19 protein-coding genes are annotated in these 18,636 nt (G+C 61.3%); 11 read left to right on the top strand and 8 right to left on the bottom strand.

All coding sequences use genetic code 11. The features are described 5' to 3' along the window. Positions 1-162: 162 nt before the first annotated feature. Both V6M90_RS05065 and V6M90_RS05060 read left to right on the top strand, forming a co-directional pair. Positions 163-777: an RNA polymerase sigma factor gene (locus tag V6M90_RS05065; protein ID WP_003175427.1), complete on the top strand. Its 615-nt coding sequence runs from the start codon at positions 163-165 to the stop codon at positions 775-777. Continuing rightward, on the top strand, positions 771-1,004 hold the full coding sequence (locus V6M90_RS05060; RefSeq protein WP_003175426.1) for an anti-sigma factor family protein: 234 nt from the start codon (positions 771-773) through the stop codon (positions 1,002-1,004). The genes V6M90_RS05065 and V6M90_RS05060 overlap by 7 nt, the downstream gene beginning before the upstream one ends. 88 nt (positions 1,005-1,092) lie before the next feature. Here the strand turns inward: V6M90_RS05060 and V6M90_RS05055 are convergent, their stop codons facing one another. Continuing rightward, on the bottom strand, positions 1,093-2,415 hold the full coding sequence (locus tag V6M90_RS05055; RefSeq protein WP_332846169.1) for a putative porin: 1,323 nt from the start codon (positions 2,413-2,415) through the stop codon (positions 1,093-1,095). A gap of 283 nt (positions 2,416-2,698) precedes the next feature. On the opposite strand from V6M90_RS05055, the gene V6M90_RS05050 reads away from it, so the two are divergent. Beyond that, positions 2,699-3,823: a GNAT family N-acetyltransferase gene (locus tag V6M90_RS05050; RefSeq protein WP_305427612.1), complete on the top strand. Its 1,125-nt coding sequence runs from the start codon at positions 2,699-2,701 to the stop codon at positions 3,821-3,823. A 30-nt stretch (positions 3,824-3,853) separates the two neighbouring features. Here the strand turns inward: V6M90_RS05050 and aqpZ are convergent, their stop codons facing one another. The 5 genes from aqpZ to V6M90_RS05025 all read right to left on the bottom strand — a co-directional run bounded on the left by aqpZ (position 3,854) and on the right by V6M90_RS05025 (position 8,917). Beyond that, the gene (gene aqpZ, locus V6M90_RS05045; RefSeq protein ID WP_003175423.1) at positions 3,854-4,558 is read right to left on the bottom strand and encodes an aquaporin Z; all 705 of its coding nucleotides are present in this window, start codon (positions 4,556-4,558) and stop codon (positions 3,854-3,856) included. 135 nt (positions 4,559-4,693) lie between these two features. After that, on the bottom strand, positions 4,694-6,526 hold the full coding sequence (locus V6M90_RS05040; protein WP_141063563.1) for an ABC transporter ATP-binding protein: 1,833 nt from the start codon (positions 6,524-6,526) through the stop codon (positions 4,694-4,696). 82 nt (positions 6,527-6,608) lie between these two features. Then, entirely contained in the window at positions 6,609-7,172 is a 564-nt protein-coding gene (locus V6M90_RS05035; protein ID WP_078825643.1) for a peptidylprolyl isomerase, read from the bottom strand. Positions 7,173-7,175: 3 nt separating this feature from the next. Next, complete coding sequence (locus V6M90_RS05030) at positions 7,176-7,979, bottom strand: alpha/beta fold hydrolase (RefSeq protein WP_003175419.1); 804 nt, start codon at positions 7,977-7,979, stop codon at positions 7,176-7,178. A 14-nt stretch (positions 7,980-7,993) separates the two neighbouring features. After that, complete coding sequence (locus tag V6M90_RS05025; protein ID WP_003175418.1) at positions 7,994-8,917, bottom strand: LysR family transcriptional regulator; 924 nt, start codon at positions 8,915-8,917, stop codon at positions 7,994-7,996. A 49-nt stretch (positions 8,918-8,966) separates the two neighbouring features. Here V6M90_RS05025 and V6M90_RS05020 point away from each other — a divergent pair, with 49 nt between their 5' ends. The 4 genes from V6M90_RS05020 to V6M90_RS05005 all read left to right on the top strand — a co-directional run bounded on the left by V6M90_RS05020 (position 8,967) and on the right by V6M90_RS05005 (position 12,154). Then, positions 8,967-9,281, top strand: coding sequence for a 3-phosphoglycerate kinase (locus V6M90_RS05020; RefSeq protein WP_332846168.1), 315 nt, complete (start codon positions 8,967-8,969; stop codon positions 9,279-9,281). Positions 9,282-9,432: 151 nt separating this feature from the next. Then, the gene (locus tag V6M90_RS05015; RefSeq protein WP_003175416.1) at positions 9,433-10,032 is read left to right on the top strand and encodes an FMN-dependent NADH-azoreductase; all 600 of its coding nucleotides are present in this window, start codon (positions 9,433-9,435) and stop codon (positions 10,030-10,032) included. Between the two features lie 203 nt (positions 10,033-10,235). Continuing rightward, positions 10,236-11,114, top strand: a complete 879-nt coding sequence (locus tag V6M90_RS05010; RefSeq protein WP_003175415.1) for a carboxylate/amino acid/amine transporter — start codon at positions 10,236-10,238, stop codon at positions 11,112-11,114. Between the two features lie 338 nt (positions 11,115-11,452). After that, the gene (locus V6M90_RS05005) at positions 11,453-12,154 is read left to right on the top strand and encodes an Abi family protein (protein ID WP_332846167.1); all 702 of its coding nucleotides are present in this window, start codon (positions 11,453-11,455) and stop codon (positions 12,152-12,154) included. Positions 12,155-12,200: 46 nt separating this feature from the next. Here the strand turns inward: V6M90_RS05005 and V6M90_RS05000 are convergent, their stop codons facing one another. Beyond that, positions 12,201-13,499, bottom strand: coding sequence for a mechanosensitive ion channel family protein (locus V6M90_RS05000; RefSeq protein ID WP_305427608.1), 1,299 nt, complete (start codon positions 13,497-13,499; stop codon positions 12,201-12,203). 194 nt (positions 13,500-13,693) lie between these two features. Between V6M90_RS05000 and V6M90_RS04995 the strand changes: the two genes are divergently transcribed. Further along, the gene (locus tag V6M90_RS04995) at positions 13,694-15,040 is read left to right on the top strand and encodes a DEAD/DEAH box helicase (protein ID WP_141063567.1); all 1,347 of its coding nucleotides are present in this window, start codon (positions 13,694-13,696) and stop codon (positions 15,038-15,040) included. A gap of 49 nt (positions 15,041-15,089) precedes the next feature. Here the strand turns inward: V6M90_RS04995 and V6M90_RS04990 are convergent, their stop codons facing one another. Continuing rightward, on the bottom strand, positions 15,090-15,365 hold the full coding sequence (locus V6M90_RS04990) for a hypothetical protein (RefSeq protein WP_141063568.1): 276 nt from the start codon (positions 15,363-15,365) through the stop codon (positions 15,090-15,092). 154 nt (positions 15,366-15,519) lie between these two features. Here V6M90_RS04990 and V6M90_RS04985 point away from each other — a divergent pair, with 154 nt between their 5' ends. From V6M90_RS04985 to V6M90_RS04975, 3 genes are all read left to right on the top strand, one after another. Next, a complete protein-coding gene (locus tag V6M90_RS04985) occupies positions 15,520-15,909 on the top strand; it encodes a hypothetical protein (protein ID WP_003175409.1) in 390 nt (129 codons plus the stop codon). 124 nt (positions 15,910-16,033) lie between these two features. Beyond that, positions 16,034-17,761 carry a copper resistance system multicopper oxidase gene (locus V6M90_RS04980; RefSeq protein ID WP_332846166.1) on the top strand — a complete coding sequence of 576 codons (1,728 nt, stop codon included), beginning with the start codon at positions 16,034-16,036 and terminating at the stop codon, positions 17,759-17,761. Positions 17,762-17,771: 10 nt separating this feature from the next. After that, positions 17,772-18,590 carry a copper resistance protein B gene (locus V6M90_RS04975; protein ID WP_332846165.1) on the top strand — a complete coding sequence of 273 codons (819 nt, stop codon included), beginning with the start codon at positions 17,772-17,774 and terminating at the stop codon, positions 18,588-18,590. Positions 18,591-18,636 lie beyond the last annotated feature (46 nt).

Here is an 18,636-nt window from a genome sequence, read left to right as displayed (position 1 = left end):
GTCCCATTCTGTGTAAACAAAGAGAGGGGCCGCTTCGCGGCCCAACGGGAGCAAGCTCCCTCGCCACAGATACAGAGTTTGTCCCTTAACTGACTGGCATCAGGGCTTGCCCAACCCCTCCCACACAGGAACCGGGTTTGCAGAGTGAAATCGAGGTAGACAATGGCAGCAGCGGACGACACGCACCTGCTTGAACGTTTGCTCAAGGGTGAGCAGCGGGCCTACAAGGAATTGGTCACCACCTACCAGAGCGCCATGCGCGCGGTGGCCTATGCGATCGTCGGCCAGCGCCACGCCGATGAAGTGGTGCAGGACGCCTGGCTGTCGGTGGTGCGCAACCTGGGCAAGTTCGAAGGGCGCTCCAGCCTCAAGACCTGGCTGTTGACCATCACCGCGAACGCCGCCAAGGGCCGCTACAAGCAAAATCGTCGCGAGGTGTTGCTCGATGATTTGCCTTCGCCCCACGGTACCATCGGCGATGATCGTTTCAGCCCCGACGACGGTCACTGGGCTGTCGCTCCGTATGCCTGGCATCAGGACACGCCGGAAGCGCTGCTCACCGAAGATGAACTGCGCAAATGCCTGGAACATACGATACTGAGTTTGTCTGAGCTGCAAAGCAGCGTGCTGGTACTGCGCGAGCGCCAAGGCCTGGAGTTGGAGGAGATCTGTAATCTCCTGACACTCACGCTCTCCAATGTCCGTGTGCTGTTGCACCGAGCACGGCTTAAAGTCTTCGCTACGGTGGAGCATTTTGAGGAAACGGGCGAATGTTGACCTGTAAAGAACAAGTGGCGCGGTCCAGTGACTACCTCGATGGGCAATTGACCTTTCGCGAGCGCCTGCTGGTGCGTCATCACTTGATGTTCTGCCCGAACTGCCGCCGGTTTATCCGTCAGATGCGCCTGATGCAGGCGACGCTGAGGATCATGCCCGAAGAGCCGGTTGAGGATGTGGATGCCCTGGCGCAGCGGCTGGCGGCCGAGCGTCTTAAGGGTCAATAAGCAGTGACAAGCTGCAAGCTACAAGTGAAAAGCGGCAAGTGACACGCTTCTCCTTGAAGCTTGCCACTTGCCGCTCGAAGCCGCTTCTTTAGAACTTGGCTTCTGCGTCCAGCTGCAGGGTGTTGGTGTTGGCGTCACGCTGGGTACGGCTGGCGAAATCCGCCTTGGTCAGGAAGTAGGTGGCGCCGACCGCGAAGTTCTTGTCGATGTCGTAACCCACTTTGAGCTTGTGGCCGCGCGAACCGGTGGTGCCGTTGGCGAAGTCCGAGTCGGTGAAGGCGCCGACCACGGCGTTACGTTGCGTATCGCGGTAGTTGTAGTCCAGGTTGAAACCGAAGACCTTGGACTTGGCGCCCAGCAACCAGGCGGTGTCCTGATCGGTGGAGGCGTCGTTGTTCTTCACGTATTGGCCATACAGCGACAGCGGAACGGCCAGGCCGCCGATGTCCAGTTGGCTGAAGCCTTCGTACAGGCGGAACTCTTCGTTGGCCGAGTTACCGTTGACCGCCAGCGCACACGGCGTGGTGGTCGTGGTGCAGCGGCTGTCTTCGTCGTTCTGGTAGGCGTAGACGCTGCCGCCCACGGTCAGTTTCAGGTTGTCGGTGAGCGAGAAACGCGAGCCCAATTGGCCGGCGGTCAAGCGCAGGTCGTGGCGGAACTGCACGCCGTCGCCGTCGACGTTGTCCTTGAGGTTGTAGTTGCCGATGCTGCCGAACAGCTCGGCGCTGCCGCCCAATGGGTACTTGTAGGTCAGGGCCAGGCCTTCTGGGTTGATGTCGCTATCCCAGATTACGTCGCCCATGTTGACCCACGGTTGCAGCATCTTGCCGCCGATCACGTGCAGGTTCTTGATCTGGTCGGGGTGGTAGTCGATGTAGCCCAGGTCCAGCCAGATCGACTTCTTGTCGAAGTAACCATCCTGGTCCTGGTTGGTGGACCGCGCATCGTCGCCGCCGCCGGTGGCGATACGAATACCGGTGTCCACTTGCGGGTTGATCTCGGTGTAGGCGCCCAGACGGGCACGAATGCGCTGACGGTCCTTGTCGCGCCCGCCGTTGTTGGGTTCGCCATCGATCTTGATGGTCTCCTGGCGGAAGCGCACATCACCCTTGAACTGGGTCTTGGCGGCCCAGGCCAGCTTCTGGTCGAAGCTGCTCAATTCGTTGGTTTTTTTAGCGGTGGCGGCGATTTGTTCGTTGGTCTCTTGTTGAGCTTGCCGTGCGATCTGCTGTTCTTTCTGGTCTTTGGCCAACTCGTTTTGCAGTTCGGTGTACTGCGCAGCGGTGATCTGGCCGTTGGCCTTGAGCATGTCGAGCAATTTAGCGTCGACTGCGGCGCTGGCCGGAATGCTCATGGCCAGTAACAGGCCGCCGCACAGGATCGCCGCAGTTTTGGTGGAAGCAAGACGCATATCAATCTCCGAAAGTGAGGAGGGATGGCAAACCATCCAGGACACAACCGACCGATGACGGACGGAAAATAGCCGCCCGGCAGCACCGGGCGCTCTAAAAACAGGCGTCAGTATCGCGGCGGTTTGTGACCACGCAGTGGCGAAGTGATGTCATCTACATGACAATTTTTTCATCTTCGGAACTATTGTTTTAGAGCCTTGTCATGCCGATTTAAGGGTGTGCCGGGGGCGGCGATAAGCGATACTCGCGAGGCTTTCACGCCCCGACGTAGTGAGGATGCCGATGCCGCTGCAACGCCTGCAAAACCTGTCCGAAATCACCTCGGATACCTGGGATGCCCTGGTGCCGCAGGCCCAACCGTTCGTGCGGCATGCGTTCCTGAGCGCGCTGGAAGACAGCGCCAGCGTCGGCGCGCATACGGGTTGGCAGCCTGAGCATCTGCTGCACTGGGAGGGTGATCGGCTGGTGGCGGCACTGCCGGGTTATCGCAAGTGGCATTCCTACGGCGAGTACGTGTTCGACCATGGCTGGGCCGACGCCTGCGCGCGGGCCGGTATCGATTACTACCCCAAGCTCCTCACCGCCGTGCCGTTCAGCCCGGTCAGCGGCCCACGGCTATTGGCTGCGAGCGCCGAGGATGGCTTCGAACTGCTCAACAGCCTGCCGGGCTACCTGGAAATCGAAGGGCTCTCCAGCGCGCACATCAACTTCACCGATGCATTGGCCGACGAGGCGTTGGCCCTGCAACCGGGCTGGATGCAGCGCCTGGGCTGCCAGTTTCATTGGCAGAACCGCGGCTATCGCGACTTCCAGGATTTCCTCGACGCCCTGAGTTCGCGCAAGCGCAAACAGATGCGCAAGGAGCGCGAACAAGTGGCGGGGCAGGGTATCGATTTCGAATGGCTGCAGGGCCATGAGTTGAGCGAGGCGCAATGGGATTTTGTCTACGCCTGCTACGCCAATACCTATGCGGTGCGTCGCCAATCGCCGTACCTGACCCGTGCCTTTTTCAGCCTGCTGGCCGAACGCATGCCCGAGGCCATCCGCGTAGTGCTGGCCAAGCAAGGCGCACGGCCGGTGGCGATGGCCTTCAGCCTGATCGGTGGCGACAGTTTCTACGGCCGTTACTGGGGCTGCCTGGCGGAATTCGACCGCCTGCATTTCGAAACCTGTTTCTACCAGGGTATGGACTACGCCATCGCCCACGGCTTGCAACGTTTCGACGCTGGCGCCCAGGGCGAGCACAAACTGATTCGCGGGTTCGAACCGGTGATCACCCGTTCATGGCACTACCTGCGCCATCCGGGTTTGAAGAACGCCGTGGAGGACTTTCTCGAGCGCGAGCGGGTGGGGATTGTGGCGTATGCCGAAGAGGCGCGCACGGCCCTGCCTTATCGGCAGGGCTGAGCATGGCCCATCAAGGCTGCTACGGGAGTTTCAGGTGTCAGTTTCCTCCTTGCCCAGCCATCGATAGGTAATACCGCCGATTACCGCGCCGAGGATCGGCGCGAGCCAGAACATCCACAGTTGCTGGATCGCCCATCCGCCCACGATCAGCGCCGGGCCGGTACTGCGCGCCGGGTTGACCGAGGTGTTGGTCACGGGGATGGAGATCAGGTGGATCAATGTGAGGGCCAGGCCGATGGCGATGGGGGCGAAGCCCTTCGGCGCGCGCGGGTCAGTGGCGCCGAGGATGATCAGCACGAACATCGCGGTCATCACCAGCTCACAGACCAACCCCGCGGTCATCGAATACCCCCCCGGCGAATGCTCGCCATAGCCGTTGGAAGCCAGGCCTGCGGCCAGTTCAAAGCCCGGCTTGCCGCTGGCGATCAAGTACAGCAACGCGGCGGCGACAACCCCGCCGAGTACTTGCGCCACGATATACGCCGGTAACTCCCTGGCCGGAAACCGTCCGCCGACCACCAGCCCCACCGACACCGCCGGGTTGAGGTGACAACCGCTGATATGCCCGATGGCGAACGCCATGGTCAGCACCGTGAGCCCGAACGCCAGGGACACCCCCAGCAACCCGATCCCGACCGCAGGGAACGCTGCGGCCAGCACCGCACTCCCGCAGCCGCCCAACACCAGCCAAAACGTACCCAATCCCTCTGTGACTGAACGCTTGAACAACGACATGCCGCACGTCCTTGATAGATCGCTCTACCGAAGCAGTAAATCAGTGATGCTCCCTGCAGATTTACTTCAGCGCCCCTCTGGGCACTGCACTGATTACAGCAGGGTTTCGGGACAAATCCAGGGCATAAATGTGCTTCAGTCGATGCCGACAAACCCCCCGGTCTGGTGCTGCCACAACCGGGCATACAGCCCCTTGTGGGCCAGCAGTTCGGAGTGGCTGCCGCTCTCGGCAATCTGGCCTTTCTCCAGCACGACCAGGCGGTCCATCCGCGCGATGGTCGACAAGCGGTGCGCAATCGCGATGACCGTCTTGCCTTGCATCAGGGTCTCCAGGCTTTCCTGGATCGCTGCTTCCACTTCCGAGTCCAGCGCCGAGGTGGCCTCGTCCATGATCAGGATCGGCGCGTCCTTGAGCAGTACCCGGGCGATGGCGATGCGCTGGCGTTGGCCGCCGGACAGCTTCACCCCGCGCTCGCCCACATGGGCGTCCAGCCCGGTGCGGCCTTCGGCGTCCGACAGCAGCGGGATGAACTCATCGGCGCGGGCCTTGCGCACGGCGGCCCAGAGTTCTTCATCGGTGGCGTCGGGTTTGCCGTACAGCAGGTTGTCGCGGATCGAGCGGTGCAGCAACGAGGTGTCCTGGGTGATCATGCCGATCCGCTCGCGCAGGGACTCCTGGGCCACGTCGGCGATGTTCTGGCCGTCGATCAGGATACGCCCGCCCTGCAGGTCGTAGAGGCGCAGCAGCAGGTTGACCAGGGTCGACTTGCCCGCACCCGACGGGCCGATCAGGCCGATCTTTTCACCGGCGCCGATCTCAAGGTTCAAGCCGCCAATGATCCCGCTCTTTTTGCCGTAGTGGAAATCCACCTGCTCAAAACGCACTTCGCCATGGGGTACGTTCAGGCGCGGGGCGTTGTCGCGGTCGACCACCGCCAGCGGCTGGGCGATGGTCTTGAGGCCGTCCTGCACGATGCCGATGTTTTCGAAAATACCGTTGACCACCCACATGATCCAGCCGGACATATTGACGATGCGGATCACCAGGCCCGTGGCCAGGGCGATGGCGCCCACGGAGATCAGCGACTGCGTCCACAGCCACAGGGCCAGGCCGGTGGTGGTGACGATCAGCAGGCCGTTGAGCACCGTGATCACTGCATCCATGCTGGTGAGTACGCGTGCCGCCAGCTGGGTTTTTTCGGTTTGCTCGACGATCGCTTCCTTGGCGTATTCCTGCTCACTCTGCGTATGGGCGAACAGCTTCAAGGTGGTGATGTTGGTGTAGCCGTCGACGATGCGCCCCATCAGTTTGGAACGTGCCTCGGAAGAAATCACCGAACGCGCCTTGACCCTCGGCACGAAGTAGCGCAAAGCCAGGCAGTAACCGATGATCCAGGTGATCAACGGAATCATCAGGCGCCAGTCGGCCTCGGCAAACAGCACCAGCGAGGTGATCGCATAGATCGACACGTGCCAGATGGCCTCCGCCGTTGCCACCGCGGAATCACGCAAGGCGTTGCCGGTTTGCATGATGCGTTGGGCAATGCGCCCGGCGAAGTCGTTCTGGAAGAAATTCAAGCTCTGCTTGAGCACGTAGCTATGGTTCTGCCAGCGGATCTGGCTGGTCATGCCGGGGTTGATGGTCTGGTGCACCAGCAGGTCGTGCAGGCCGTTGAAGATCGGACGCAGCAGCAGGGCGACCACGGCCATCCAGATCAGCTCGGTGCTGTGCACCTGGAAGAAGTTGGCGGGCGGTGTGCCCTGGGCCAGGTCGATGATGCGGCTCAGGTAGCTGAACAGCGCGACTTCGATCAACGCGCCGACCAGGCCCACCACCAGCAGCGCGGCAAAACACGGCCACACCTGGCGCAGGTAGTAGAGGTAGAAGGGCAGGACTTTATCGGGAGGGGCTTCGCTGGGCGCGTCGCGGAAAATATCGATCAGTTGTTCAAAACGACGATAGAGCATTGGGGTTGACGCCCGCCGGGCGGGCTCTCCTTTCAGATGCGCGCGCAGCCTTGTGGGCTGCGCGCGGAGCTTCCTGCCGACCTCAGTCGATGCGCTTGGCCGACTTGATCAGAACAGGATCGATGGGCACGTTCTGCATGCCCTGCTTGGTGGTGGTCTGGGAGTTGACGATGATGTCGACCACGTCCATGCCCTTGACCACTTTGGCGAACACGGCATAGCCGGCGTCGCGACCTGGGTCGAGGAAGGCATTGTCGGCCACGTTGATGAAGAATTGGCTGGTGGCCGAATCCGGGTTCGAGGTGCGCGCCATCGACAGAGTGCCGCGCACGTTGTGCAGGCCGTTGCTGGCTTCGTTCTTGATCGGCGCTTCGGTCGGCTTCTGCGACATCTGCTGGGTGAACCCGCCGCCCTGGACCATGAAGCCTGGGATCACACGGTGGAAAATCGTGTTGGTGTAGAAGCCTTTGTCGACATAGGCCAGGAAGTTCTTGGTACTGATCGGCGCCTTGACCGGGTCCAGTTCGATTTCAATGTCGCCATTGGTGGTGGAGATCAGCACGTGGGGCGCCTTGGCGGGCTCGGCCGCCATCAGGTTGGCAGCAAACAATACGGAACCGGCAAAGAAGGCGATTTTTTTCAGCATGGGTCAGTGATCCTGGGTTGTGGTGTCGACGGTCTTGAGAAAGTCGAGCAGGGTAGCGTTAAAAACGTCGGGTTGATCCAAGGGCGTGGCATGGCGGGAATCTTCGATTACCACCAGCCGCGCATCGGGCAGCAGTTTTACATAGATTTCTTTGTGGGCCACGGGGGTGTAGTCGTGGTCGGCGCTGATGACCAGGGTTGGACAGGTGATTCTGGAAAGTCGTTCCAGCACGCCCCAGCCCACAATCGCATCGAAGCTGGCGAGATAAGCACGTTTGTCGTTTTTTGCCCAGCGTTCGGCCATCTTGCGGCGCAGGTCGGCCTGGTGCGGTTTGGGGAACAACCGCTCACCCAGCGCCTTGCCGATGGTGCTCAGGCTCAATACCCGGGCCAGGGTCCAGCGCTTGGCCCACTGCCAATAGTCATCGGCGCTGCGCACCTTGACCTCGGGTGCGCTGTTGACGATGCACAGGCTCCTGACCAGGGCGGGTTCGTCCACCGCCAACTGAAACGCGATCATGCCGCCCATGGACAGGCCCACCACATGGGCGGCGGGCAGGTTCAGGTGTTCGAACAGCGCCAGCAGGTCAGCGGTAAAGCCTGGGATGCTGTAGCGCTCGCGCGGTTTATCGGAGCGCCCATGACCCCGCACGTCCACCACGACCAGGCGGTAGTGCCTGGCCAGCAGCGGAACCTGCAGTTCCCAGTCCTGGCTGCTGGAGCCCAGGCCATGGATCAGCACCAGCGGGGTGCCGTGGCCGTATTCTTCGTAATGCAGGCTGCAGCCGTCGTGGTCGAACCAGGCCATGCATGAACTCCGTTTCAGGCTTGCCGGGGAGCGGCGAAAGGCGCATCCAGCGGGGCCGTGTCAAAGGTGCGCAGCAGTTCCACGAGGATCTGCGTCGCCGGCCCCAAGGGTTTGTCCTTGTTTGAATACAAATAGAACGTGGGGTGGCGGCTGCCGCCCTGTTCCAAGGGTAGCTGCTTGAGCACACCCTCGGCGAGTTCGCGTTCGATCATGTGCCGAGGCAGCCAGGCAAAGCCCAGGCCGCTGCCGACGAAGGACGCCGCGGTGGCCAGGCTGCCGACGGTCCAGCGCTGTTCGGCGCCGAGCCAGCCCACATCGCGGGGTTGCTGGCGGCCGGAGTCGCGGATCACCACTTGCATCTGGCTTTCCAGGTCCTGGAAGCTCAGCTCGCGATTCATGCGGTGCAAGGCATGTTCGGGGTGGGCCACGGCGACGAATTCCACGTCGCTCATTTCCGTGCCCAGGTAACCGGGGATGCTGAAACCGCAAATGGCGAGGTCGGCCACGCCTTCAATCAACAACTCTTCGACACCGGACAACACCTCTTCGCGCAGGCGCACGCGGCAGCCACGGCTCTGCGGCATAAATGCGCTGAGGGCGCGTACCAGGCGTGCGTTGGGGTAGGCGGCGTCGACCACCAGCCGCACTTCGGCCTCCCAGCCCTGTTCCATATGGTGGGCGAGGTCTTCCAGCTGGCTGGCGTTTTTCACCAGCTGCCGGGAGCGGCGCAGCAGCACTTCGCCGGCATCGGTGAGCACTGCCTTGCGCCCGTCGATGCGCAGCAGTGGCACACCGAGCTGGTCTTGCATGCGGGCCACGGTGTAGCTCACCGAGGACTGCGAACGGTGCAGCGCTTCGGCCGCCTGGGCGAAGCCGCCATGGTCGACCACGGCTTGCAGCGTGCGCCATTGATCGAGGGTAACGCGGGGCGCTTTCAAGATAGGTTCCTCTTGTCCTAAGCTGGCGGTCCTTATTGGAGACTGCCGAATGAGAAAATTGTGTTGTGTGTTGCTGGCGCTGTTGCCGATGAGCGCATTTGCCTACCCCATCGACGTGACAAAAAAGATCGAGGGCGTGAGCGTGGACTACACCGCCTCCGATGTGGACGGCGACATCAGTTCGATTCAACTCAATAACTACGGCACCCGAGACGCCGTGTGTTCGGTCATCTTCACCAACGGCCCGGAAGCGCCGCGTCGTCGCATGGTCACGGTACCGGCGGGCAAAAGCACCAACACCACCGCCAAGTTCAACCGCGCCATTATCAAGATGCGCATTGCCCTGGACTGCGCGCCGAAATAAAACGGCAGCGGAGCATGCCGACAGGAATACTCCGCTTATCAACAAATTTCTAGATGGGTTGCAGCAGTTTTTTGCGCTTTTTTATCGAATGAGCCCTGGTTAATCTTTTCTCCATCGACTTACAGCAGTTTCAGATGGAGCCTACGAAGCCATGTCCAATGTTCTGATCATCGAAAGCAGCGCCCGCCAACAGGATTCGATCTCCCGCCAACTGACCCGGCAGTTCATCAGCCAATGGCAGGCCGCCCACCCGGCGGACCGGATCACCGTGCGTGACGTGGCCCTCAACCCGGTGCCGCACCTGGACGCCAATTTACTCGGCGGCTGGATGAAACCGGCGGAGGAGCGCAACGACGACGAACAGATCTCCCTCGACCGCTCCAACGAATTGACCGACGAGTTGCTGGCCGCCGACGTGCTGGTCATGGCCGCACCGATGTACAACTTCGCTATTCCAAGCACCTTGAAAGCCTGGCTGGACCATGTGTTGCGGGCCGGCGTGACGTTCAAGTACACCGCCACCGGGCCCCAAGGGTTGCTGACCGGCAAGCGCGCCATCGTGCTCACCGCGCGCGGCGGCATCCACACCGGTGCCAGCTCCGATCACCAGGAACCCTACCTGCGCCAAGTCATGGCCTTCATCGGGATTCATGACGTCACCTTCATTCATGCCGAAGGCGTGAACCTGAGCGGTGACTTCCAGGAGAAGGGCATCAATCACGCCAAGGCGCTGATTGCCCAGGTGGCGTGATCCTTTAATCGCCACGTAATCGCGCGGTGTTTATATCGCTGCACGCCACCCCTTCAAGTACGCGTATCGAACCTCCCTTTGCACTTGTTGCTCCTGAGTGCTCCTGCCCGACTGACGCTTTAGCGAGGTCGGGTTTTTTTTGTCCCGAGTTTCTTCAAGCGCCGAAAACCTTTAATGTCCCGCCCATTCGAAACGAGGCGCGCATGGGCTATCTACTGGTTGTCACCCTGATACAGGCATTTTCCTTCAGCTTGATCGGCGAATACCTCGCGGGGCACGTCGACAGTTACTTCGCGGTGCTGGTGCGCGTGGTGTTGGCCGGGCTGGTATTTATCCCCCTGACCCGCTGGCGCTCGGTGGAACCTGCGTTCATGCGCGGCATGCTGGTGATCGGTGCGTTGCAGTTCGGCGTGACCTACGTGTGCCTGTACCTGAGCTTTCGCGTGCTCACGGTGCCGGAGGTGCTGTTGTTCACCATTCTTACCCCGTTACACGTGACCCTGATCGAAGACGCCCTCAACCGGCGCTTCAACCCCTGGGCACTGGTCGCCGCGCTGGTGGCGGTGGCGGGCGCGGCGGTGATTCGTTTCGACCAGATCACCCCGCACTTCCTGATGGGCTTTGTGCTGCTGCAACTGGCCAACTTCACCTACGCCGCCGGGCAAGTGATGTACAAGCACCTGGTGGCGCGTTATCCGAGTGACTTGCCGCATTACCGGCGTTTTGGCTACTTCTACCTCGGCGCCTTGTTGGTGGTGTTGCCGGCATTCCTGTTGTTCGCCAAGGCCGACTTCCTGCCACAAGCGCCGCTGCAATGGGGCGTGCTGGTATTCCTGGGCCTGGTCAGCACCGCGCTCGGCATGTACTGGTGGAACAAAGGCGCGTGCCTGGTGCATGGCGGCACGCTGGCGGTGATGAATAACCTGCATGTGCCGGTGGGGTTGTTGCTGAATTTGCTGATCTGGAACCAGCACGAGCCGCTGGGGCGTTTGGCGTTGGGCGGGTTGGTGATTCTGGGGGCGGTGTGGATCAGTCGGTTGGGTGTGCGTTCTGCGGGGGCCGTTGCGCCACGCAAAACTTAATGAATGCCTGCGTCTTCTGTGGTACCCGGCTCCTGTGCAACGCTGAGCCTGGAAGCGCGCCGTAGCAAAAAACGCAATCGCCAGAAATGAGGAGGCCCCGCAGAGCGGGGCCGTCACATAACCTAGTCTCATCACCGTTTCGTGTTGCACGGGAGTGGAGGTTCCTAGGGCTGCGGGGGTAGATTACCAGCCCCGATTTGCACGTCAACCCCTTGCGGCGCGTCGGGTGAGCTACCCCATGATTTGGCAATAGTTTGTTGCTTTGAGGCGAAGAAACCAGCCTGTACCATCGCTCGTGCTTGTGACATTTCTTAGCGCTGAAAGGAGCTTGCGTATAGATGGTCTGGCAAACGCTGGAGGCGAAGCTCTCCACTCCAAGGATGAGTCGCTATCTCAAAGGGCATCGGGGCAATCAAGATCACGCGGCTGCAGCTTATGTGCACAACATGCGGATTGCAGAATCCCTTGTTTCGATTTTCCACGTGCTTGAAGTGAGCTTACGCAACGGTATCCAGCGCGAGATGGTGCGAGAGTACCAGCGGGATGACTGGTATGAAGTGTTCAGGGCCAGTACCAATGTGGAACTTCTTTCCAGCTATCAAAAAGTGGACGCTGCGCGTACGGCGCTTCAGAAAAGAGGTGTAAATCCTGGTCCGGACGAAATCACCGCTGAGTTGAGCTTCGGCTTCTGGACTTCACTGTTCAACCGTAGAGCATTTCCGGACGTCTCGAAGCCTTTGATGAAGGTGTTTTTCTACTGCCCAAAAAACGCCAAAAAGGCACACGTTATCCGCAGCCGCTTGAATAATGCCAGGGATCTGCGAAATCGTTGCTTTCATCACGAGCCGCTTCTGTGGCAGCCGCTTTTCAACCTGCATCGAGATATCACAGAGATCGTTCAGTGGATCGACCCGGGACTATGCGTTTGGATCAAAGGCCATGACCGACTTCCCGCTGCGCTGGTTGATTGGCGTAACTGGAAGGAAGCGGCGAAGCGTCAGGCCGATCAGGCAATGTTAGAAAAAGCAGGACCCAGCTAAAGATCGAGGGGACAGCGCAGCGCTTGAAAGGCTGCGCTGAATCGCTCTAGATCGTGGCTTTTTCCGGCGCAGGCAGTTGGCTGGCCCCCAGCACGGCAGGCAACATCCCCGCCCTTAAATCATTCCCACTCGGCTGCTGATACAAACTCAAGCCGAACTCCGGCAGCACCGCCAGCAAATAATCGAAGATATCCCCCTGGATGCGCTCGTAATCGGCCCACGCCGTGGTGCGGGTGAAGCAGTAGATCTCCAGCGGAACGCCCTGGGCGGTGGTTTGCATCTGGCGCACCATGCAGGTCATGTTCGGCTGGATGTCCGGATGGCTTTTCAGGTAGGCCAGGGCGTAGGCGCGGAAGGTGCCCAGGTTGGTCATGCGTCGGCGGTTGGCCGACAGTTGCGCGCTGTGGCCCTGGGCTTCGTTCCAGGCCTTGAGCTCGGCCTGCTTGCGGCTGATGTAGTCGGTGAGCAAATGCACCTGGGTCATGCGCGCTTCTTCGTCGTCATGCAGGAAGCGCACGCCGCTCGCATCGATGAACAAGCTGCGCTTGATGCGGCGCCCGCCCGAGGCTTGCATGCCGCGCCAGTTCTTGAACGACTCGGACATCAGCCGCCAGGTGGGGATGGAGACGATGGTCTTGTCGAAATTCTGCACCTTGACCGTGTGCAGGGTGATGTCCACCACATCGCCGTCGGCGCCTACCTGGGGCATTTCGATCCAGTCGCCGACGCGCAGCATGTCGTTGCTGGTCAGTTGCACACTGGCGACGAACGACAGCAGGGTGTCCTTGTACACCAACAAAATCACCGCCGACATCGCACCCAGGCCCGACAGCAGCAACAGGGGCGAACGGTCGATCAGGGTGGCGACGATGATGATCGCGCCAAACACGAACAGCACCATCTTCGCCAACTGCACGTAGCCTTTGATCGAGCGGGTGCGGGCGTGTTCGGTGCGGGCGTAGATGTCCAGCAGGGCATTGAGCAGGGCGCTGATCGCCAGCACCAGGAACAGGATCGAGATGGCCAGGGCCACGTTGCCGATAAACAGGATCGCGGTCTTGCTCAGGTCCGGTACCAGGTACAGGCCGAACTGGATCACCAGGGACGGCGTCATCTGCGCCAGGCGGTGGAAGACTTTGTTGTGCCGCAGGTCATTGAGCCAGTGCAAAGCTGGCTGGCGGCCGAGCAGTTTGACCGCATGCAGGATGAGGTAGCGCGCGACGCGTCCGAGCAGCAGCGCGACCACCAGCAACACCACGAAACCGAGGCTGGCATGCAGCAGCGGGTGTTGGTCGAGGGCGCCCCAGAGGTCTTGGACGTTGCGCCAGAGCTGTTTGATATCCATGGGTAGAACCGATTCTTCTGTAAGACAAGACGGGCGCGATTAGAGCATTTAAGTGCGACAAAGTTGACGGCGCGGACAAACTCCCTGACAAAAAAGCAGCTGTTTGGCACCGTTCGCGTAAAGAAACTCGGTTTGGACGCCCGAAACCGTTACCCTATGCAGCTGATATTTTGTATTTCTTCGAGGTAGCACCCGTGTTTTCCCAATTCGCCCTGCACGAACGCCTGCTCAAAGCCGTGGCCGAGCTGAAATTTGTCGAGCCTACGCCTGTGCAAGCAGCGGCCATCCCGCTCGCGCTCCAAGGGCGTGACCTGCGGGTGACGGCACAAACCGGCAGCGGCAAGACCGCCGCTTTCGTCCTGCCGGTTTTGAATCGTCTGATCGGCCCGGCCAAGGTCCGCGTCAGTATCAAGACCCTGATCCTGCTGCCGACCCGCGAGTTGGCCCAGCAGACCCTGAAGGAAGTCGAGCGCTTCTCGCAGTTCACCTTCATCAAGTCCGGCATCATTACCGGCGGCGAGGACTTCAAGGTCCAGGCGGCCATGCTGCGCAAGGTGCCGGATATCCTTATCGGCACGCCGGGCCGCATGATCGAGCAACTCAACGCCGGCAACCTCGACCTCAAGGAAGTCGAAGTGCTGGTGCTCGACGAAGCCGACCGCATGCTCGACATGGGCTTTGCCGACGACGTACAGCGCCTGGTCGCTGAATGCGTCAACCGTCAGCAGACCATGCTGTTCTCCGCCACCACCGGCGGTTCGACCCTGCGCGACATGGTCGCCAAGGTCCTGAACAACCCCGAGCACCTGCAGGTCAACAACGTCAGCGACCTGAACGCAACCACGCGCCAGCAGATCGTCACCGCCGACCACAACGTGCACAAAGAGCAGATCCTCAACTGGCTGTTGGCCAACGAGACCTATCAGAAGGCCATCGTGTTCACCAACACCCGTGCCGCCGCCGACCGCATCTACGGCCGCCTGGTGGCCCAGGAATACAAGGCGTTCGTGCTGCACGGCGAGAAAGACCAGAAGGACCGCAAGCTGGCGATCGACCGCCTCAAGGCGGGCGGCGTGAAGATCCTGGTGGCTACCGACGTCGCCGCGCGCGGTCTGGACGTGGACGGCCTGGACCTGGTGATCAACTTCGACATGCCACGCAGCGGCGACGAATACGTGCACCGTATTGGCCGTACCGGGCGAGCCGGCAACGATGGCCTGGCCATTTCGCTGATCTGCCACGGCGACTGGAACCTGATGTCGAGCATCGAGCGCTACCTCAAGCAGTCGTTCGAGCGCCGCACCATCAAGGAAGTCAAAGGCACCTACACCGGGCCGAAAAAGGTCAAGGCGTCGGGCAAGGCCGTTGGCGTGAAGAAGAAAAAGACCGACGCCAAGGGCGACAAGAAGAAAGCCGGCGCCAAGTCGCCGACCAAGCGCAAGATCGCCAACCGCCCGAAGACCGACAACCTGTCGCTCGTCAGCAAGGACGGCATGGCGCCGCTCAAGCGCCGCAAGCCGCAAGCGCCAGCTGCCGAGTAATACGGGGCTGATGTAAAAAAACCGGACGTTGTCCGGTTTTTTTATACGTTCAGTTTTTCGCTTTGGCGGCAGCTTCTTTCAGCTCTTGCAAACGGGCGTCGATCAACTGGCACTTGTCGGGGAATTGCGCGCTTTCAGTATCCAGGTCCATCTTTTGCAGCTCGTCGTTCATCTCCTTGGCTTTGGCCGGGTTCTGTTCGGTGAGTCGGGTCACTTCCTTGGCCAATGCTTCGCGCTTGGCCGTGGCCTCGTCGGGCGTACAGGCCCAGGCGGGCAGGGCGGTGAGCAGCGTGGCGGCGATGGCCAGGTTTTTCAGGGTGTTCATGATCGGACCTCCTTGGCGATGATGCTCAGTTGAGGTGGCGAACGTCTGGAAAGTTCAGAGAAATGACGCCCGTCGGTTGGTCTGAACGGCCACAGGCGCGCAGGGTCACTTCTACTGACGGGCTACTTTCCTCAGGCCCGCAGGAGGAATCAGGATGACGACTTACAATTGGGATTTGATCGAACGTCTGCTGCATGAAGTGCAGAACGGCGAAGGCAGCTTTGCGCCGCGCAAATACGCCGAACAGGAAGCGGCCGAGAAGGCCACGGCGGGCGAGGACACCGGCAATCTGGATGCGCTGAAGAAGACCGCTGCCGATTACGAGGCGCTGCTGTTCAAGCGCGGTTTCATCGAATCACGCCCGGAGGAAGAAGGCGGCAATGGCGAGAATTTCATTTTGACGGCGCTGGGCGCGCAATTGCTGGCGCTGATCGACAGTTCCATTCCGGGCAATGATCATCCGCGCCAGGTGCTGGATGAGCAGGCCGACGCACTGGACCCGCAGACCTTCGCTGACGTGGCGTCCAAAGCGCAAATCGCCTGACCTTGTCACGCGCCGGCACCCGCATGGCCGGCGCGAAACTGTCGGATCGGTAATCTGGCGCTAAGGTTGCTGACAGCCGGCGCCGCCTAATCTGCTGCCATTCAACTGACGGGCTTGAATTGGCATGCACCCTCTCACTTCTCGACGCACTTTCGTCAAAGGCCTGGCCGCCGGCGGCCTGCTGGGCGGTTTTGGGCTTTGGCGTACCCCGGTCTGGGCGCTGAGCGGCCCAGGCCAACCCACAGTGCTGGCAGGCACTGACTTCGATCTGTCTATCGACCAGACACCGGTCAACCTCACCGGCCAGGCACGCACCGCATTGACCATCAACGGCAGCCTGCCGGGCCCGTTGTTGCGCTGGCGTGAGGGCGACACGGTGACCCTGCGCGTGAAAAACCGCCTGGCCGAACCGACCTCGATCCACTGGCACGGCATTCTCCTGCCCTCGACCATGGACGGCGTACCGGGCCTGAGCTTCAAGGGCATCGAGCCGGGTGGCGTGTTTGTCTATCAGTTCAAGGTCAAGCAGCACGGCACGTACTGGTACCACAGCCATTCTGGATTCCAGGAGCAGCAGGGCGTGTATGGCCCCTTGGTGATCGACCCCAGGGAACCCGAGCCTTACACCTACCAGCGCGACTACGTGGTGATGCTGTCGGACTGGACCGACGAAGACCCCGTCGCCCTGATGAAAACCCTCAAGAAGCAGTCCGACTACTACAACCTGCACAAACCCACCGTGAGTGATTTTGCACGCGATGTGGACAGGCAGGGCTGGTCGGCCACCGTCGCCGACCGCTGGATGTGGGCGCAGATGAAGATGAACCCCACCGACCTCGCCGACGTCAGCGGTGAAACCTACACCTACCTGCTCAACGGCCAGCCGCCGCGTCACAACTGGACCGCGCTGTTTCAGGCCGGAGAGACGATGCGCCTGCGCTTCATCAACGGCTCGGCGATGACGTATTTCGATGTACGTATTCCCGGCTTGAAGATGACCGTCATCGCCGCCGATGGCCAGCCGGTGACGCCGGTCAGCGTGGATGAGTTTCGCATCGCGGTTGCCGAAACCTTCGATGTGTTGGTGGAGCCCACGGCTGAGGCTTACACACTGTTTGCCCAGTCGATGGACCGCACCGGCTTTGCCCGAGGCACCTTGGCCCTGCAGGCCGGCGCGATGGCCCCGGTGCCGGCGCTTGATCCGCGTGTCTGGCTGAGCATGCAAGACATGGGCATGGGCGGCATGGACCACGGCGCCATGGCGGATATGCCCGGCATGGAAGGCATGGACCACAGCGCCATGGGCGCGATGCCGATGCCGATGCCGATGCAGAGCCATGCGGCCAGCGAGGCGAACAACCCGCTGGTGGACATGCAAGCCATGAACCCGGTGCCCAAGCTCGACGACCCCGGCATCGGCCTGCGCAACAATGGTCGGCGGGTGCTGACCTATGCCGACCTGCGCAGTACCTTCGAGGACCCTGATGGCCGCGATCCGGCGCGGACCATCGAGTTGCACCTCACCGGGCACATGGAAAAATTCGCCTGGTCATTCGATGGCGTGAAGTTTTCCGATGCCGAGCCCTTGCAGCTCACCTATGGCGAGCGCGTGCGGTTGGTGCTGGTCAACGACACCATGATGAGCCACCCCATTCACCTGCATGGCCTGTGGAGCGACCTGGAGGACGAGAACGGCCAGTTCCAGGTGCGCAAACACACCATCGACATGCCGCCGGGCTCGCGTCGCAGCTACCGCGTGAGCGCCGATGCCCTGGGCCGGTGGGCCTATCACTGCCACCTGCTGTACCACATGGAAATGGGCATGTTCCGCGAAGTGCGCGTGCATGAATGAGGAGGCGAGTATGAGCCATCGTGTTTTAGCGGTTTGCATGGCGCTGGTATTCAGTCCGCTGGCGATTGCCGAGGAAGCGTTCCAGGGGATGAGCCCGGCGGTGCCGGCGTTGACCGAAAGCCGCACACCGATCCCGGCGCTGACCGACGCCGACCGCGCTGCGGTGTACAACGAGCCGGGCGGGCACCTGATGCATGACAGCGCCGTGCATTCGATGCTGCTGCTCAACCAGCTGGAATGGCAAGGTGGTGAAGGCAGTGCTGCGTTGAACTGGGACGTCAAGGGTTGGATTGGCGGTGACGTCGACCGGCTGTGGCTGCGCAGCGAAGGCGAGCGCAGCGCCGGGCGTACCGACAGCGCCGAAGCCCAGGCCCTGTGGGGGCATGCGATCAGCCCGTGGTGGGACGTGGTGAGCGGCGTGCGCCAGGACTTCAAGCCCGGTGACAGCCAAACCTGGGGCGCCTTCGGCGTGCAAGGCATGGCGTTGTACAACTTCGAAGCCGAGGCGACGCTGTTTGTCGGCGAGTCGGGGCGTACCGCCGCGCGACTGGAGGGGGATTACGACGTCCTGCTGACCAATCGCCTGATCCTGCAACCGACCGCCGAACTCAATTTTTATGCGCAAAACGATCCGCGGCGCGGCGTGGGCGCGGGCTTGTCGGACAGTGAACTGGGCCTGCGGCTGCGTTACGAAGTCCGCCGCGAGTTTGCGCCTTACGTGGGGGTCAGCTGGAACCGCACCTATGGCCAGACGGCGCACTACGCCCGTGAGGACGACGAAGACATCAGCCAAGTGCGCTGGGTCGTCGGCGTGCGCCTGTGGTTCTGAGCCTTTTCTTATACCTATAACTCGCCGCCTGGAGCGGCCTGGAGCC

This window comes from Pseudomonas lactucae, from assembly GCF_036688725.1.
GTDB classification, from domain to species: domain Bacteria; phylum Pseudomonadota; class Gammaproteobacteria; order Pseudomonadales; family Pseudomonadaceae; genus Aquipseudomonas; species Aquipseudomonas lactucae.
Note: the sequence above shows the minus strand (reverse complement) of the source record. Positions and strands in the feature narration are given on the sequence as shown.

Excerpts from the sequence above, each read along its gene's own strand:
- V6M90_RS05055 (WP_332846169.1), bottom strand. The coding sequence starts at position 2,415 with ATGCGTCTTGCTTCCACCAAAACTGCGGCGATCCTGTGCGGCGGCCTG.
- V6M90_RS05005 (WP_332846167.1), top strand. The coding sequence starts at position 11,453 with ATGGTCTGGCAAACGCTGGAGGCGAAGCTCTCCACTCCAAGGATGAGT.
- V6M90_RS05020 (WP_332846168.1), top strand. The coding sequence starts at position 8,967 with ATGAGAAAATTGTGTTGTGTGTTGCTGGCGCTGTTGCCGATGAGCGCA.
- V6M90_RS05015 (WP_003175416.1), top strand. The coding sequence starts at position 9,433 with ATGTCCAATGTTCTGATCATCGAAAGCAGCGCCCGCCAACAGGATTCG.
- V6M90_RS05065 (WP_003175427.1), top strand. The coding sequence starts at position 163 with ATGGCAGCAGCGGACGACACGCACCTGCTTGAACGTTTGCTCAAGGGT.
- V6M90_RS04990 (WP_141063568.1), bottom strand. The coding sequence starts at position 15,365 with ATGAACACCCTGAAAAACCTGGCCATCGCCGCCACGCTGCTCACCGCC.
- V6M90_RS04980 (WP_332846166.1), top strand. The coding sequence starts at position 16,034 with ATGCACCCTCTCACTTCTCGACGCACTTTCGTCAAAGGCCTGGCCGCC.
- V6M90_RS04985 (WP_003175409.1), top strand. The coding sequence starts at position 15,520 with ATGACGACTTACAATTGGGATTTGATCGAACGTCTGCTGCATGAAGTG.
- aqpZ (WP_003175423.1), bottom strand. The coding sequence starts at position 4,558 with ATGTCGTTGTTCAAGCGTTCAGTCACAGAGGGATTGGGTACGTTTTGG.
- V6M90_RS05030 (WP_003175419.1), bottom strand. The coding sequence starts at position 7,979 with ATGGCCTGGTTCGACCACGACGGCTGCAGCCTGCATTACGAAGAATAC.
- V6M90_RS05040 (WP_141063563.1), bottom strand. The coding sequence starts at position 6,526 with ATGCTCTATCGTCGTTTTGAACAACTGATCGATATTTTCCGCGACGCG.
- V6M90_RS05050 (WP_305427612.1), top strand. The coding sequence starts at position 2,699 with ATGCCGCTGCAACGCCTGCAAAACCTGTCCGAAATCACCTCGGATACC.
- V6M90_RS04975 (WP_332846165.1), top strand. The coding sequence starts at position 17,772 with ATGAGCCATCGTGTTTTAGCGGTTTGCATGGCGCTGGTATTCAGTCCG.
- V6M90_RS05000 (WP_305427608.1), bottom strand. The coding sequence starts at position 13,499 with ATGGATATCAAACAGCTCTGGCGCAACGTCCAAGACCTCTGGGGCGCC.
- V6M90_RS05060 (WP_003175426.1), top strand. The coding sequence starts at position 771 with ATGTTGACCTGTAAAGAACAAGTGGCGCGGTCCAGTGACTACCTCGAT.
- V6M90_RS05035 (WP_078825643.1), bottom strand. The coding sequence starts at position 7,172 with ATGCTGAAAAAAATCGCCTTCTTTGCCGGTTCCGTATTGTTTGCTGCC.
- V6M90_RS05010 (WP_003175415.1), top strand. The coding sequence starts at position 10,236 with ATGGGCTATCTACTGGTTGTCACCCTGATACAGGCATTTTCCTTCAGC.